The 15,663-nt window shown below is 36.1% G+C and carries 14 protein-coding genes; 10 read left to right on the top strand and 4 right to left on the bottom strand.

The window, feature by feature from the left end:
* Positions 1-3: 3 nt before the first annotated feature.
* The 3 genes from ACPUVN_RS14940 to rsgA all read right to left on the bottom strand — a co-directional run bounded on the left by ACPUVN_RS14940 (position 4) and on the right by rsgA (position 2,469).
* Entirely contained in the window at positions 4-387 is a 384-nt protein-coding gene (locus tag ACPUVN_RS14940) for a BlaI/MecI/CopY family transcriptional regulator (protein WP_426359541.1), read from the bottom strand.
* Positions 388-480: 93 nt separating this feature from the next.
* Positions 481-1,356, bottom strand: coding sequence for an archaetidylserine decarboxylase (gene asd / locus ACPUVN_RS14935; RefSeq protein WP_426359542.1), 876 nt, complete (start codon positions 1,354-1,356; stop codon positions 481-483).
* Between the two features lie 75 nt (positions 1,357-1,431).
* A complete protein-coding gene (gene rsgA, locus ACPUVN_RS14930) occupies positions 1,432-2,469 on the bottom strand; it encodes a small ribosomal subunit biogenesis GTPase RsgA (RefSeq protein ID WP_426359543.1) in 1,038 nt (345 codons plus the stop codon).
* Positions 2,470-2,644: 175 nt separating this feature from the next.
* On the opposite strand from rsgA, the gene orn reads away from it, so the two are divergent.
* The 3 genes from orn (at position 2,645) to ACPUVN_RS14915 (ending at position 7,260) form a co-directional block, all read left to right on the top strand.
* Positions 2,645-3,190 carry an oligoribonuclease gene (orn, locus tag ACPUVN_RS14925; protein ID WP_426369336.1) on the top strand — a complete coding sequence of 182 codons (546 nt, stop codon included), beginning with the start codon at positions 2,645-2,647 and terminating at the stop codon, positions 3,188-3,190.
* Positions 3,191-3,400: 210 nt separating this feature from the next.
* The gene (locus ACPUVN_RS14920; protein ID WP_426369335.1) at positions 3,401-7,015 is read left to right on the top strand and encodes a hypothetical protein; all 3,615 of its coding nucleotides are present in this window, start codon (positions 3,401-3,403) and stop codon (positions 7,013-7,015) included.
* A gap of 2 nt (positions 7,016-7,017) precedes the next feature.
* A complete protein-coding gene (locus tag ACPUVN_RS14915) occupies positions 7,018-7,260 on the top strand; it encodes a DUF1289 domain-containing protein (RefSeq protein ID WP_426359546.1) in 243 nt (80 codons plus the stop codon).
* Positions 7,261-7,680: 420 nt separating this feature from the next.
* Here ACPUVN_RS14915 and queG read toward each other — a convergent pair whose 3' ends face one another.
* A complete protein-coding gene (gene queG, locus ACPUVN_RS14910) occupies positions 7,681-8,844 on the bottom strand; it encodes a tRNA epoxyqueuosine(34) reductase QueG (protein WP_426359548.1) in 1,164 nt (387 codons plus the stop codon).
* Between queG and ACPUVN_RS14905 the strand changes: the two genes are divergently transcribed.
* The 7 genes from ACPUVN_RS14905 (at position 8,843) to hflX (ending at position 15,648) form a co-directional block, all read left to right on the top strand.
* Entirely contained in the window at positions 8,843-8,983 is a 141-nt protein-coding gene (locus tag ACPUVN_RS14905; protein ID WP_426359549.1) for a hypothetical protein, read from the top strand. The genes queG and ACPUVN_RS14905 overlap by 2 nt on opposite strands.
* 83 nt (positions 8,984-9,066) lie before the next feature.
* On the top strand, positions 9,067-9,582 hold the full coding sequence (gene tsaE / locus ACPUVN_RS14900) for a tRNA (adenosine(37)-N6)-threonylcarbamoyltransferase complex ATPase subunit type 1 TsaE (RefSeq protein ID WP_426359550.1): 516 nt from the start codon (positions 9,067-9,069) through the stop codon (positions 9,580-9,582).
* 7 nt (positions 9,583-9,589) lie between these two features.
* On the top strand, positions 9,590-10,912 hold the full coding sequence (locus ACPUVN_RS14895; RefSeq protein WP_426369334.1) for an N-acetylmuramoyl-L-alanine amidase: 1,323 nt from the start codon (positions 9,590-9,592) through the stop codon (positions 10,910-10,912).
* Between the two features lie 5 nt (positions 10,913-10,917).
* The gene (mutL, locus tag ACPUVN_RS14890) at positions 10,918-12,873 is read left to right on the top strand and encodes a DNA mismatch repair endonuclease MutL (RefSeq protein WP_426369333.1); all 1,956 of its coding nucleotides are present in this window, start codon (positions 10,918-10,920) and stop codon (positions 12,871-12,873) included.
* Positions 12,874-12,898: 25 nt separating this feature from the next.
* A complete protein-coding gene (gene miaA, locus ACPUVN_RS14885) occupies positions 12,899-13,846 on the top strand; it encodes a tRNA (adenosine(37)-N6)-dimethylallyltransferase MiaA (protein ID WP_426359553.1) in 948 nt (315 codons plus the stop codon).
* A gap of 91 nt (positions 13,847-13,937) precedes the next feature.
* Positions 13,938-14,186, top strand: a complete 249-nt coding sequence (gene hfq / locus ACPUVN_RS14880) for an RNA chaperone Hfq (RefSeq protein WP_304367606.1) — start codon at positions 13,938-13,940, stop codon at positions 14,184-14,186.
* Between the two features lie 175 nt (positions 14,187-14,361).
* Complete coding sequence (gene hflX, locus ACPUVN_RS14875; RefSeq protein ID WP_426359554.1) at positions 14,362-15,648, top strand: ribosome rescue GTPase HflX; 1,287 nt, start codon at positions 14,362-14,364, stop codon at positions 15,646-15,648.
* The last annotated feature ends 15 nt before the right edge of the window (positions 15,649-15,663 follow it).

Here is a 15,663-nt window from a genome sequence, read left to right as displayed (position 1 = left end):
TATTTATTTTTGCTCTAATTCGTTAAGCAATTTACGAATGTCGGCAATTTCTTCACTGCTGGTTGTATCATCCAATGCTCTTAAAACAAGTTTAGATGTAGAACCACCAAAGGCTTTGCTTACTAAGTCTTTTAATAAAGATGATTGCGTTTGTATTTCACTGTTTGCTGGTGCGTATACATGTGCTCTGTTGCTTTCATCTCTAACAACTAATGTTTTTTCGTGCATAATTTGTAGAATTTTTAAAACAGTTGAATAACCTGTGTTTTGCTTTTCACTGACTATGTTATGAATCTGTCTTACTGTTGCAGGGCCTATTTGCCATAAAACATTGAGAAGAGATAGCTCCGCTGCAGTTGGTTTTAAACCAGACTTACTACGACTCATTGCATTTCCTTAAAATTATTAAATTGTGTCTCAAAAGAGCACGGAATTGTATATTACAATCCTATATCGTGTTGTTTAAATGAGCAACAAAAATCAACGGTTTAAATTACTGATATCCGCATAATGCTCACCAAGTCGAGTTACAGTTTCTGGACCTGCATCTTTATTAAATTCGATCATATTAGGTGAGAATGTAGAAACAACTGTTGAACCAAGCTTAAATCTGCCCATCTCTTCACCTTTCTTTAAGTGAACAGAATCAGGCCCTGAGATAGGGTAATGCCAAGTAAAAATATTCTTTCCTGCTGGTGGTGTAATTGTACCAGCCCAAGCTGTTTCAATACTTGCAACAATTGTCGCTCCCACTAATACCATAGCAAGCGAACCATGTTCAGTATCAAAAATCGTAACAACCCTTTCGTTTCTAGCAAATAAGTTAGGTACATTTTGAGCAGTAAGAGGATTTACTGAAAACAACTCACCAGGCACATAAATCATTTTTCTTAAAGTAGCTGCCATAGGCATATGAATACGGTGATAATCTTTTGGAGCTAAATAAATACAAGAAAATTTACCATTCTCAAATGGAACAGCATCATCTTCATTACCACCTAATAAACTCGCTAGGCTGTAATTAAAGCCTTTAGCTTGTATTAATTGATCTTTTTCAATATCGCCTTGTTGGCTAATAGCACCATCAACGGGATAACAAAGTGTGTCGTTATTATCGTCGATGTTACGAGCGCCTTCTTCTAATTCACGAGTGAAGAAGTCATTAAAGGTTTTAAAGTCGCTCGCGTTTTTTAATTTAGCTTCGCCCATATTGATGTTGTAAGCTTTGATAAATTTTTCTATAGCTTTAGTGGTTAACCAGCCCGCTTCTGCTGCTGCAAATTTTCCTACTAAACGAGAAATAGCATGTTTAGGCATTAAGTACTGAAGTGCTATTTTGATATTGTCAGTGTTCACGGGTTTTCCTTTAAATATAGTCTTAGTTGTATTTTGAATTATTTATTTACGAACTTAGCTTACATGCTATAACCTTTAGTCGTTAAAGCGTGATGTTAGTGTGTTTTCACCTAAGCTTGATAAAATACGTTGAAAGCTAGCTAATCGTTTTTCATGTATTTTCTTTTCTTCTGTCGCGGCAATTAATGCACAGCCAGGATCTGTTTTATGTTTACAGTCTCTAAACTTACAAGTACCTATGTAATCTGAAAACTCGATAAACCCAGAGCAAACTTGTTCAGGCGTTAAATGCCATAAACCAAACTCACGTATACCCGGAGAGTCGATCAAATCACCACCATCATTAAAGTGAAATAATCTCGCAACGGTTGTTGTATGTTGACCTAAGCCTGAGTTTTCTGAGACTTGTTTAGTCACCAAGCCTAATTCAGGCATCAAGCTGTTAGTTAACGTTGACTTACCAACACCTGACTGACCTACAAAAATACTCGTCTTTTCATCAAGCTGGGCTTTTAATGTATCAATACCTTCTTGAGTTACATTACTTACATAAAGTATTTGATAGCCAATATTTTTATAAATATCGAGTTGTGCTTCAATTGCAGCACGATTAGTTTCGTCAAATAAGTCGGTTTTATTGAGAACAATAATAGGAGTGATGCCTGTTTGTTCAGCAGCAACTAAATATCTATCAATAATATCGGGGTTAAAAGCAGGTAATACAGAAGAAACAATTAAGATCTGACTGATGTTAGCTGCAATAGGTTTTACCCCATCATAAACATCAGGTCGGCTTAAAATAGAGGTTCTTTCATGAACCGCTTCAATAACACCCGTAATACTATGTTTGGTTTCTTTACCTAGGCGCCATAAAACCTTGTCGCCACAAACTAAAGATTTAACACCACGACGAATATTACAGCGATGACAATTTTGGTTTTCATCTTCAACATCAGCATGTTGACCGAATCGGCTAATCACTGTGCCGAGTTGAGGCTCACCTAATTCTTCGTCAAACCATTGCACGCTATCAGTTTTCTTATTGAGTTTTTTGTCCTGATTCGCATTAATGCGTCTGACCTGACCTTTAGTCAGTTTTGTTCGTTTAGCCACGAGAAGTCATCATAGTTATTACTTATTATCCGCTTAAAGGGTTATGAACATTATTTATTCTCACGTATTATACTGAAAAATGAATAATTCATCTAACCTTGTCTGATCATTAATAGATAATCATAGCATTATGTTCGATGGTATAACTGAATTAGCAAGGAATAAGGACACATTTATGGCGTGCAATGATACAAATTTAATATGGCTTGATCTTGAAATGACAGGATTAGAGCCTGAAACCGATGTGATTTTAGAAATCGCGAGCATAGTGACAGACAGTCAACTGAATGTTTTAGCAGAAGGTCCTGTATTTGCTATTCATCAATCTGACGATACCTTAGATAATATGAATGAATGGTGTGTAGATCATCATGGCAAGTCTGGTTTAACGCAGCGTTGTAAAGACAGTACTACTGATTTAGCCACAGCAACAAAAGAAACTATTAAATTTGTTGAGCAATATGTGTCAAAAGGCAAGTCGCCGATGTGTGGTAATAGCATAGGGCAAGACCGTCGTTTTATTAACAAATACATGCCTGACTTTGAAGATTACTTTCATTACCGCAATTTAGATGTAAGTACAGTGAAAGAACTGGCAAGACGATGGAAGCCAGAAGTCTTAGATAAAGTGGTTAAAACAGGTGCGCATTTAGCTATGGATGATATTCGTGAGTCTATTGCTGAGCTTAAAGTTTACCAAGAGCATTTCTTCAAGCTCTAATTTATTATTTTAGCTACTCCTTAATATAAATAAAGACTGTAATGGTATGGATACATGCCTTACAGTTTTTTTAGGCATAATTTCTTATCCAGTTTTCAGGTTATATTAATAAACATTGATTCTTCCTCGTATTTAAATAAACTATGTCACACCATAAATGAGTTGAGCTAAGCATTTCATTCATACATATCAACAGAGAACTGCATCTTCATGAGTTTTAAGTCACACATACCTTTTCATCGTCAAATTTCTGGTTCTTTAGTTTTCTTATATTTGTCGTTTATTTTTATCATCGGCTTCGCATCTTTTTTGCTTTATCAACGTAATGTACAAATAAACGAATTAGTTGAAATACAAATTCCAGAATTAGAATTTGTCTATCAATATAAAGAGTATTTAAAACTCAATAATGATCTGATGCTTGCATTAAATAATAGTGAAACAGCAGATCAGTTAGTTAGTGTTTTTACGGATATAAAGAAAAACTTAAAAGACACGTCTACATTAAACTTAGTCAATGTGCGAAACGTTAACCGTTTAATTGCAGAACTTGATGATATTGATAATGTAGTTGACCGTATTGTTGCCAACGACCCAAGAAACCACACCTTAAAGCAAACCTCAGTTATACAATTAAATATACTGGCTGATACCTTAATCGAGCAAATAGAACGTAATACTACAGCACAACTCATGCATCATAAAAAAGTTACCATGAACGGTGTTAATGGTTATATTCCTGCAGGTAATGCAATTGAATATGTAGAGACTACTCGCATATTAAACCAGTTAAACAAAAGCTTAGACTTAATTGACGAAGCTATTTTTGGCTTTGAATCTCTCAGCATCAAATATTCAGTTGATGAACTCGAAGGTGTTACCCGAAAAGTTGATTTAGCTATAACCACTTGGTTGAGTGCTTTAGGAAGTGATCCTGAAGACATGGAGATCAGGAATAAGATAGAAGAGTTGCAAATATTACTCAATGTAGATCAAAGAGTATTGGGGAAGTGGTACAGCCATTTAAGATTGTCAGAAGAAGTATTCAACCGAGTTCAACTTATTAATCAGAAGCTTGCCGGCTTATACCCATCAACTAATGTACCCGTTAACTATATTTCGTCTGATCAAGTTGTTCCAAGTTTTGTTAGCTTAGTGACTGAAAAAATAAATTATAAAATCACCGTTCAAGAATATTATTATGTACTGATAGGTTTATTGCTTATCAGTCTATTATCCATTCTTGCCATGTTATTTAGATTTCAAACGCGAGTTAAAGTTTATGGTGAAAACACAGTCGATTTATGTGCAAGTATTTTGTCTGACGATAACGGCAATAAAGATCAAAGCGACTATGTAAAAACAGCTGAACAACTACGTATTGTTGGCTTAATACAGCAGATACAAAAACCTGAACATAGTGAAAGCCAATACCAAGTATTGAGAGACTTACATCAACGCGACTTAAATTTTATTAATGAGCAACATCATATTGTTATTTGGCAATACCAACCTCTTAATACTTACATTGATGTAAATGATTTCTTAGTTCATTTATCAACAGATTTCGATAATAAAGTAACAAGCTGGCGTCATTTATTTGATCGAAAGTCTTTGGCTGAAATCATTTCAATTGCTAAAGATGTTCGTGATTCAAAAATTATTCAGTCTTATGGTTTGAAACTCAAAAACGGTGTTCAACTCGAAGTTTTAATTGGCTTCGATGGCATATCATGGTTTGGTACATTAAGTCATCATAAGAAACTTGAGCTGTTAAAGAACACAGTGACAAGCTTGAAGAAAAAACATAAAAACACAGAAAATGTCGCGGTGGAAGAACTGTCAGAAACCATCGACAAATTCAGCCAAATGATATTAAGAGCTATGATCCAAAGCCAAGGCAGTTCAGTTGATATAAATGGTAGCTCGTTACCTGTTTATCGTCAATTAACGCGCATGTTAGATTGGTGTGGTCAAACAAACATAGTCACGCAGCTACAGAATCATCCTAAAAGCGCACACTATATTGATATTAGCTTTAAAGATGAATTACATGCGGCTGTTTTTAACGCTATGTCTGAAGCTTCTCTACAAAAGAATAAAGTGTACCTTAACGTTGATAGCAAAATTTTACCTTTTAGTAATATCGACCACTTATTATTTCACCGTATGTTAACGAGCGTTATTCGCGTTATTCTCGCTGAATTGTTTAACGCGACCATGCAATTAGACTTACAAGTTATTGATAGTGATGCTGGTAAGCAAACGGTTCAATTTAGCTTTGTTATAACTCCTGTTAAGCCGCTAAAAGTCATGCCAGATTTAGTGACTCGATTAGTTAATGAAGATAAGAAGAGCGAGTCAGCTTCAGATATCATCGTATATCTCAATGCCTTAATGCAGCGTCTTAATATTCATCAAGTGCAAAGTGAATTAAATGACAATGGTTTTAAAGTCATATTCAATATGCCATTGATTGCGCAAGATATTCATCCTGCAGATAAAGAAATCGCTAAAGTTAATTTACAAAATACGTCAATTATTTACCTTGGCGCATGTCAACAATCGCAACAGATTATTGAACAGCATATTAAAGATGCGGGCGCAGATATCATTACATTAAATAATGTTGAAGCACTTACTAAAGAATTTACCGTGCAAACGTTAGAGCGTAAGCCTATTCATCTCATTATTGTAAATGACGATATAGCTAAGACCAGCTTAGACGAGATAAAAAATTATCAGAAAATCTTGCCTAATAACATGCAACCTAAGCTCTTTGTTATGCAATCGCCTATGAATCCGCGATACCACAAGCAAGGTTTGTACAATCAAATATCGACACCTTTATTAAAAGGTAGCTTTCAAACGCAATTAGATAAATTATTAAAAAGCGAAGCTACCGACAACTTATTAATTGATGCTGAAGTGTTAAGTCAGTACCAATATTTACCTACGCGAGTTGAAGTGCTTTTAGCTGTATCAGAACCTGCAGAGCATCAAGTCTTAATTAACATCCTGCATTGGTTAGGTTTACAAGTTCATGTGGTATCTCAGTCGGAAGCTATGCTGAAAAGCTGGCAGTCAGGACGTTACTTAGTGTTGATGTCTGAATTTTCGCAATCACCTTATATCATGCTATCAACAGGTAAAAACATTCAACGCGGTGTTTTCACCTTCAAAAGTGAGTTATTTGATAAGCCAACAGGTAGATTATTAAATACAACGAAACAATGGAAAGTTTCTACCTTACCTAATATTTTAGATATTAAAGGCTTAGTAACCTTACTCGAACCTTGGTTAAAATCTAAAGCAGCTTCAGTTAAACAGTTAAATAAACCTGAAAAAGTGATCTCGACTCAACATCAATCATATGATGAGTTTTTGAATGAAAGCAATAAATTAGATGATGCAGATAAAGATTACCTAAATCATTATCAGTTATTACATCCTAACGTTGAAATCGAACAAGAAAATGATTTACAAAGTGAAGTATTAGATATGGAAAAATACGCACTTAATCAAGGTTCTTCCGAGCTTGCGGCCTATATGTTAGATGAATATCTTGATGATATAGATAATGCTATTGGTAACATTGAAAAATCGATTTCTGCTCAATTGGTTGATGATATGAAACAATCTATTCGTATTATATTGAAATTATCTGAGGTGCTAGGCGCGAATAATTTAAACAATGAGATCAAAATAGTTAAAACACTACTTAATGAAGACTTAAGTAATAACGACTTCTCTCGTTTTGTAAAATGTAGCGTTAATTTACGCAGTCATTTAAAAGCACTTAAAGAATTCTCTGAGGGCATATAGAAATGGGTAGTAATTCAAATGAGATCCGTATCAGTACATCAGCAATAAAAAGCCCTTGTGTGCTTAAGTGCTGCTTAGATAAAAATGAAGTTTGTACGGGCTGTTTCCGTCATATAAAAGAAATTATGGATTGGAAACACTTATCAGATGACGGGAAAAAACAAGTATTAGATATTTGTTCGGAGCGTAAAAAAGAAATTAAAACTGTGAGTGAGCCTCATGTTCACCCAGCAAGAACTCGTTAGCGTTTAAATGAGATGCCATACATATGGTTAAGGATTCAACCAATGAAAAATAAAACATTACCCCTATTATTACTTTGTTTTATTCAAGGCTGCACAGCGCTTGGAATGATTGTAGAAGGTGCATTACCTCAAAAAAAATGACAATAGAAGAAACCTTTCTGCTATAGGACTACAGGCAGATATCGAGATAGTAGATTCTATTATATATGACGAACCCTTAACAAAGGTAGAGCCTAAGGTTGTAACTGGTTGTGAAACTTTAAAAGGTAATAAAAAAACTGAATGTTATGAGGGCGCAAATCAAATTAATAAAAGTCTGCAAAAATACACTAAGCAATAATACTTAAGAGATGCTTAACGAAAAGTTAGGTGCCTATTTTATAATAAGCCCTCAAGTAGCTATGTCTCTTAAGTAACTAGCTATGCATCTCTAGGTAAACCTTTCTCAATACTTCTAATCAAACGTCCTGTTAAACGTGTTTGATCTGAGCCAACATCGATGGCTAATGCGGCTACTTTCTTTTTCTCATTTTGCTGGACCAAAGCCCACTCAATATGTTCTACAACCATAGCTGTGCTTGTAGATAGCTTTTCATTTAAAGCCGTTATTATGGCTTCATCAAAAGCTGCATTACCTAAAGCTATGGCTATATTACGTTGCCAGCATTCATGACCAATTCTGCGTATTGGCGAGCCTTCAGTTTTACGCAGGAAGTAAACCTCGTCCCATGAAAACAGCTCTAATAGTTCTATTTCGTCTAAGTTTTCGCGCGCATTAAAATCATCGGTGTGTGTAGTTTTGGCAAACTTATTCCAAGGGCAAATTAGCTGGCAATCATCACAACCATAAATGCGGTTTCCCATCGGCGCTCTAAATTCAACAGGAATCGCTTCTTTTAGTTCTATGGTTAAATAAGAAATACAACGACGGGCATCGACTAAGTAAGGTTCAACAATAGCGCCAGTTGGGCAAATTTTAATACAAGATACACATTTACCACATTCATTTGCAGCTGGCGTTGTTGTCGGTAAAGGAATATTAACGAGTAGTTCCCCTAGAAAAAACCAAGAGCCTGCTTCTCTGTTTATAATTAAGCTATGTTTACCTGACCAACCTAAGCCAGCTTTTTCAGCTAAAGGGCGCTCAAGTATCGGTGCAGAATCAACAAAAGGTCTAAAGTTAAAACCTTCTTCGCAATAATCACTTATTTTGGTGCCTAATTGTTTTAAGCGTTTACGCATCAATTTATGATAATCGCGACCTAACGCATATCGACTAATATATGCGTGGTCTGTCTTTTTTAGAATTTGAGCAAATTTGGCATTCGCGGGTAAGTAATCCATACGCACACTAATACAACTTAAGGTGCCTTCTACAAGTTCGTCAGGGCGAGTTCGCATAGAACCATGCCTAGCCATGTAATCCATATTGCCGTGGTAACCTTTTGCAATCCATTGGCTGAACTTTTCTTCATGCTCTGATAAATCAATATCAGAAAACCCCACTTGTGAAAATCCCAACTCTTCACTCCATTGGATGATTTTTTCTGTGAGTTCAGTGTAATTGATGGAGACAAGTGTCATGGCTAGAATTCTAGAAACTGTTTTATTTATGGTTATAGTTTATCATCGTTTTAATTGGATAAATAACATACCTAAGTTGAAAGTTTGTATTGTTGAAACTGATTTAAGCCAAGTTGAACAAAAAGTTACACTTAAATAGCTATTTACACCAATATCTATTGCGACAAAACAGCATTTAGGTAAACTATCTTTATATATAAAATATCGATATCACTATTCGAAATGAATAAGAAAATAGACACATTACGCTATGATTTAGTTGATAGCGAAGCCACCATTGCCATGGGGAATACCCTTGCTCAGTTGATAAAAGATGAGCTAAAAAAGGGAATTATTGTATATTTGCATGGCGATCTAGGTGCAGGAAAAACAACATTAACACGTGGCTTTGTTCAAGGTATGGGACATAAAGGCAACGTGAAAAGCCCTACGTATACGCTAGTTGAACCTTATGAATTAAACGCATGGAATGTTTATCATTTTGATTTATATCGATTAGCTGATCCAGAAGAGCTTGAATACATGGGTATTCGAGATTATTTTGGAGAAAACAGTTGCTGCTTTATTGAATGGCCTGAGAAAGGTGAAGGTTTATTACCTAAACCTGATTTAATTATTACTATTGAATATGTAGGTTCGCAACGACAAATTACCCTTGAGTCGAAAACAGAGTTATCACAATTATTAGTAGATAAAATGTTAGAACTGCCCAATCAACCACTTAACACTTGTTTATAGGAACTCCATGCTTTTTGCTGTAACCAAAAAACATTTTATTTTATTCATTACTTTTTTAAGCATATTTACGTCTCAAGTTTATGCGGCGAATAAAATAGAAGGTATTCGTGTTTGGCCTGCGCCAGAAAGTACGCGTGTTGTTTTTGATTTATCAGCAAAGCCTGAGTTTACCTATTTTAGTTTGTCTAAACCGCAACGTTTAGTTATCGACTTTGCTAATAGCAAGTCATCAGTATCATTAAACGGCTTGTTAAAAGATGATAAGCGCATCAAAGTTATTCGTACAAGTGGTACTAAAAAAGATGGTTCAACCCGTCTGGTTTTAGAGCTTGCCGATAATTACCAACTGTCAGTTTTTCCTTTAGCTCCTGCTGGAACTTATGGTGACCGATTGGTTCTTGATATTTATGATAACGATAATCAAGCACCTGTCGTTAAAAGAGAACCCGTTGCCAGTCAAAGAGATATTGTTATCGCAATTGTTGCAGGACATGGTGGTGAAGATCCAGGTTCGATTGGTGCACGCGGTACTTATGAAAAAAAAGTGACCTTAAGTATTGCTAAAAAACTAGAGCGTCTAATTAATAATCGCGCGGGTTTAAAAGCGGTTATGATCAGAACAGGTGATTATTATGTTAATCACAACCGAAAAATAGAACTCGCGAGAAAGAACAAAGCTGATTTATTGATCTCAATTCATGCTGATGCTTTTACCTCAACCCAGCCTCACGGTGCTTCGGTACTTGTTCAATCAACCCGTCGTGCTAATTCTGAATTTACGCGTTGGATCGCTAACCGTCAAAAAGAGTCTGAGTTATTAGGTGGTGCGGGCGAAACGATTAGAAAAACCACAGATAAAAACTTAGCTTTTACGTTAGCTGATATGAAAAAAGAACATACCATGGGCAGTAGTTATACTTTTGCTGAACATGTAATTAAGCAGTTGAAAAAAGTCACTAAAATGCATAAGTCAAAACCTGAAGGTTTGAGTTTAGCGGTATTAAAATCGTCAGACATTCCATCAGTACTTATTGAAACGGGCTTCATTTCAAATCCGCAAGAAGAGCGAAATTTAACAAGCTCAATGCATCAACAAAAGCTTGCCCGCGCTATTTACACAGCGGTCGATTCTTATTTTGGAAGTAACCCACCAGATGGCAGTTTGTATGCTTCAACGCGTTTACATCAGCACAAAATACGCCGAGGTGAGTCGTTAAGTACTATTGCTCAGCGTTATAAAGTGTCGGTTACGAGCTTAAAGAACAAAAATAACCTCAGATCTAATGTCATTAAAATTGGCCAAGTACTTACTATTCCCCGAGCTGAATAACCCTCATGTCTATAGAAATATTACCTGCCCAATTGGCAAACCAAATTGCAGCAGGTGAAGTTGTAGAAAGACCCGCCTCTGTTATTAAAGAATTAGTTGAAAACAGCCTAGATGCTGGCGCTACTAACATTAAAATTCAAATTGAAAAGGGGGGCGCTAAACGAATTAAAATAAGCGACAACGGCAGTGGTATATCGAAAGCCGAGCTCGCTTTAGCCTTAAGTCGACACGCAACCAGTAAAATTAAAACCCTTAATGATCTTGAAGGTATTAGCAGTTTAGGTTTTAGAGGCGAGGCTTTAGCTTCTATCAGTTCAGTATCTCGACTTACGTTAACGTCTAAACCTGCCGACCAAGAATCAGCATGGCAAGCTTCTGCTGAAGGTCGAGATATGGCAGTTGATATAAAACCTGCGGCACATCCAACAGGCACAACTATTGATGTGCAAGATTTGTTTTTTAATACACCTGCTCGACGCAAGTTTTTACGAACCGATAAAACCGAATTTACACATATTGAAGAAGTGATAAAGCGTATCGCACTTGCCTGCCTAGATGTCACGTTTGTGCTTATGCATAACGATAAAATTATTCGCCAATATCGAGCGGCTAATACTAAAGCGCAATGTGCTAAACGTGTTGCTCAAATTTGTGGTCAAAAGTTTATTGAGCACGCAATCGAAGTTGAATGTCAGCACGACGATTTACATTTTAGTGGTTGGTTAGCTAAACCCAGTTTTGCGCGCAATCAAAATGATCTTTGTTACAGCTATGTAAATGGTCGTATGATGCGTGATAAGTTGATCAATCATGCGATTAGACAAGCTTATAGCGACTTATTACCACTAGATACTTATCCCGCATTTGTACTGTTTTTAACGTTAAATCATCGCGATGTTGACGTAAACGTTCACCCTGCTAAGCACGAAGTAAGATTTCATCAAGGTCGATATATTCACGACTTTATTTTTTCTGTTTGTCAAAGAGCATTACTGGATGAAGGTGTTGTTCAAGCCTCGTTAAATGAATTACATGATCAAGGTACTTATGAATCGGTTAACCGTGAACCCCCTTATCAAGCAAATAGTCTGCATCAAGCTCATCAAGCAGAGCCAGTTGAACAAGAAGCACAAAGTTACATAAAGCCTTTATCGTATGTAGGTGAAGCGAGCCGAGCTCAATATTCACCTTCTTACTCAGGTAATCAAAGTGCTAGACTATCAACTAAACAACAAAATGCTTATTATCAGTTAATGAGTAATGATGCTGAACAAAAAGGCGGAGAGCTGTCAGGTTCAGCTGCTTCAAACCATAGTACAGGTAATGTTCATAGTGATGATTCACAGCTAAATAACAACTCTCACTCTGAAGAAAATAATAGCTCGACGGGTATTTTAGGTAATGTAATTGATAACTTGTCTGTACTGCATATTGTGCAAGATACTCATGCCTTAGTATTATTCAATAAAGAACTAAGGCTATTATCTTTAGCAAAATTAGAAGCTAATGTTTGTATTGGTGAATTACAATCAAAATGGGACGCAGGTTTTGTAAGCCAACCGTTATTGTTGCCAGTGAAAATAGAGCTAGATAAGATTCAGTTACAATTTTTAGAATTAAACCAATCATACTTCGAACGTTTGGGCATTATTGTTAATATTGTAAATAATAACGCGATTCAAATTAGACAATTTCCTGCACTTTTACGTAATAAAGACGTAACGAACAGCTTCTCACACATAATTGATGCGGTATTCAAGCGTAATGAAGCCAATGAGTTAACTGAAGCTGATTGGCTATTGGCGGTTATTTCCTTATTACAACCCAGTAGTTATACAACAGAAATTACCCATACTTTGTTCAATAGATTGAAAAATTCGCAATCAAACGTAATAGATCAATTACTCCTCTTGAATTCTACCCCTGTAGACCTTACATCTGAATTAGAGCAATTGATGTAACTTACCTTTAAATGATGGCGTTAAAATGACACAAAGCACAACCGATACAAATACATCATTACCCATCATTTGTATTATGGGGCCAACCGCCTCAGGTAAAACAGCTTTAGCCATGGGGCTACAAGACCATTTACCTGTAGATATTATTAGTGTTGACTCCGCATTAGTTTACAAAGACATGGACATAGGCACAGCAAAACCAACAGCGGAAGAGCTAGCCGAGTACCCACATCAATTAATTAATATGATAGATGCAGCTGAAAGTTACTCTGCATCTGACTTTTGCCATGATGCGCTAAAAGCTATTGAGCAATCGCATCAGAATAATAGAATTCCAGTGCTTGTCGGTGGAACTATGATGTACTTTAAAAGTCTTATAGAAGGTATATCACCGTTACCTGCAGCTGATGCTAAAGTAAGAAGTGATATTGAGGCTGAAGTCGCTGAAAAAGGTTGGGACGCGCTTTATCAAGAGTTAGCGCAAATCGACCCTGTATCGGCGGCGAGAATACATAAAAATGATCCGCAACGATTATCCCGCGCGTTAGAGGTTTATCGCGTAACAGGAAAAACGTTAACAGAGTTAACTGCTGTTAAAGGTGAAACGTTAAAAGGCAATGTATTACAGTTTGCTTTAACACCTAAAAATCGCACCATTTTACACGACCGAATTGAATTGCGATTTAATCAAATGATCGCTCAAGGTTTTGAAAACGAGGTCGTTAAGCTAAAACAACGATCAGATTTGCATATCGATTTACCTTCCATTAGATGTGTTGGTTATCGTCAAATGTGGCAATATTTAGATGGGGATTATGATCACGAAGAGATGATTTTTAGAGGCGTATGTGCAACGCGTCAGCTGGCGAAACGTCAATTAACATGGCTACGTAGCTGGGAAAAAGCAGTGAACCTTACGATGGAAGATGAATCTAATTTGCAACAAATTATATCAATCGTAAAAAAACTTTAAATATTGATGTATAATTAATAACTTGGCTTAAAGTAAGCCATAATGTGCAGAAATAAAATAACTTAAACAAAAATAAAAAGAGGGCCACAAAATGGCAAAGGGGCAATCGTTACAAGACCCGTTTTTGAATGCTTTACGACGTGATCGCATTCCTGTAGCAATATACTTAGTTAATGGTATAAAATTACAAGGACAAGTTGAATCATTTGATCAATTCGTAATTTTACTTAAAAACACTGTAAGCCAAATGGTTTACAAACATGCAATATCTACTGTAGTACCTTCACGCGCTGTGAATACTGCTCCGGTAGCGTCTGAATCATCAGATTCACAAGATTAATGAAGTTAATTGCTAAAATTGTTGTAGATATTCGAAACTTGAAGACTCGCTGTAGAATTGAATATATTAATTTATCCAAAATTTCCTTCAAAAAACTCAGTTGAACGTTTTTAAATGTTAATGATTTCTGAGTTTTTTTCTTGTCGCTATAATCTAATCAACAGGTATTTTTCTATTGTTTGATCGTTACCAAGCTGGCGAAAAAGCCGTACTTGTTCATGTCGACTTTCCTGATGATAATGCTCGTGAAGACTTACAAGAGTTTGAAATGCTTGTAAGTTCTGCGGGTGTTACAGCCTTAACGGTTGTTAAAGGAAAGCGCGATAAACCACATGTTAAATTTTTTGTAGGTAGTGGTAAAGTTGAAGAAATAGCAGAAGCTGTTCGTTTGTTCGAAGCTAATGTTATTTTATTTAATCATACACTGTCTCCTTCCCAAGAAAAAAATGTTGAAGCATTTTGTCAATGCCGTGTTATTGATAGAACTACGCTGATACTTGATATCTTTGCGCAAAGAGCGCGTACTCATGAAGGTAAGTTGCAGGTTGAATTAGCGCAACTTAGACACATGAGCACTCGACTTATCCGAGGCTGGACTCACTTAGAAAGACAAAAAGGTGGTGTTGGCTTAAGAGGTCCAGGGGAAACGCAGCTAGAAACCGATAGACGTTTATTACGTGAGCGTATGACCAATATTCGCAAACGTTTAGAAAAAGTGGAACGTCAAAGACAACAAGGCCGTAGAGCAAGAACTCGGGCTGAAATTCCTACTATTTCACTTGTAGGGTATACCAATGCGGGCAAATCAACATTATTCAATCACATTACTAATGCTGATGTTTATGCCGCTGACCAATTATTCGCAACACTCGATCCAACCTTAAGAAAAATTGAAGTTGAAGACGTGGGTCGTGTGATTTTGGCAGATACCGTTGGTTTTATAAGACATTTACCTCATGATCTTGTTGATGCTTTTAAAGCAACGTTAACAGAAACTCGTGAAGCTGAACTACTTTTACATGTAATAGATATTGCAGATGAAAGGCGTTCTGAAAATATTGACCAAGTTCAACATGTATTAACAGAAATTGAAGCGGGCGATGTACCACAACTATTAATTTGTAATAAAATTGATAAGTTAGATGATATTGAACCTCGAATCGATAGAGATGATACAGGTATGCCTATACGTGTGTGGCTTTCAGCTCATGCAGGTATTGGAATTGAATTATTGTTTGAAGCTTTAGCAGAGCGTTTAGGCAGAGAAATTGTTACACAAAAGCTAACAATACCCCCTCATGAAGGGAAATTACGTGGTATTTTATATACCTTAAATTGCATTACAAATGAATCATATGACGAGGAAGGTAACTGTATACTTGATATAAAATTACCTAGTCGTGAGTGGAATAGATTATTAAAACAAGATAAGGCTGCAATAGAAGGCTTTATCATAGATTAACAGACTGATATATTA

Origin of the sequence: Pseudocolwellia antarctica (assembly GCF_049933045.1) — a bacterium.
Classification (GTDB): domain Bacteria; phylum Pseudomonadota; class Gammaproteobacteria; order Enterobacterales; family Alteromonadaceae; genus Pseudocolwellia.
This window is presented reverse-complemented; position numbering and strand designations above follow the sequence as displayed.

Excerpts from the sequence above, each read along its gene's own strand:
- orn (WP_426369336.1), top strand. The coding sequence starts at position 2,645 with ATGGCGTGCAATGATACAAATTTAATATGGCTTGATCTTGAAATGACA.
- mutL (WP_426369333.1), top strand. The coding sequence starts at position 10,918 with ATGTCTATAGAAATATTACCTGCCCAATTGGCAAACCAAATTGCAGCA.
- hfq (WP_304367606.1), top strand. The coding sequence starts at position 13,938 with ATGGCAAAGGGGCAATCGTTACAAGACCCGTTTTTGAATGCTTTACGA.
- tsaE (WP_426359550.1), top strand. The coding sequence starts at position 9,067 with ATGAATAAGAAAATAGACACATTACGCTATGATTTAGTTGATAGCGAA.
- ACPUVN_RS14905 (WP_426359549.1), top strand. The coding sequence starts at position 8,843 with ATGGCTAGAATTCTAGAAACTGTTTTATTTATGGTTATAGTTTATCAT.
- ACPUVN_RS14895 (WP_426369334.1), top strand. The coding sequence starts at position 9,590 with ATGCTTTTTGCTGTAACCAAAAAACATTTTATTTTATTCATTACTTTT.
- ACPUVN_RS14940 (WP_426359541.1), bottom strand. The coding sequence starts at position 387 with ATGAGTCGTAGTAAGTCTGGTTTAAAACCAACTGCAGCGGAGCTATCT.
- ACPUVN_RS14915 (WP_426359546.1), top strand. The coding sequence starts at position 7,018 with ATGGGTAGTAATTCAAATGAGATCCGTATCAGTACATCAGCAATAAAA.
- queG (WP_426359548.1), bottom strand. The coding sequence starts at position 8,844 with ATGACACTTGTCTCCATCAATTACACTGAACTCACAGAAAAAATCATC.
- ACPUVN_RS14920 (WP_426369335.1), top strand. The coding sequence starts at position 3,401 with ATGAGTTTTAAGTCACACATACCTTTTCATCGTCAAATTTCTGGTTCT.
- miaA (WP_426359553.1), top strand. The coding sequence starts at position 12,899 with ATGACACAAAGCACAACCGATACAAATACATCATTACCCATCATTTGT.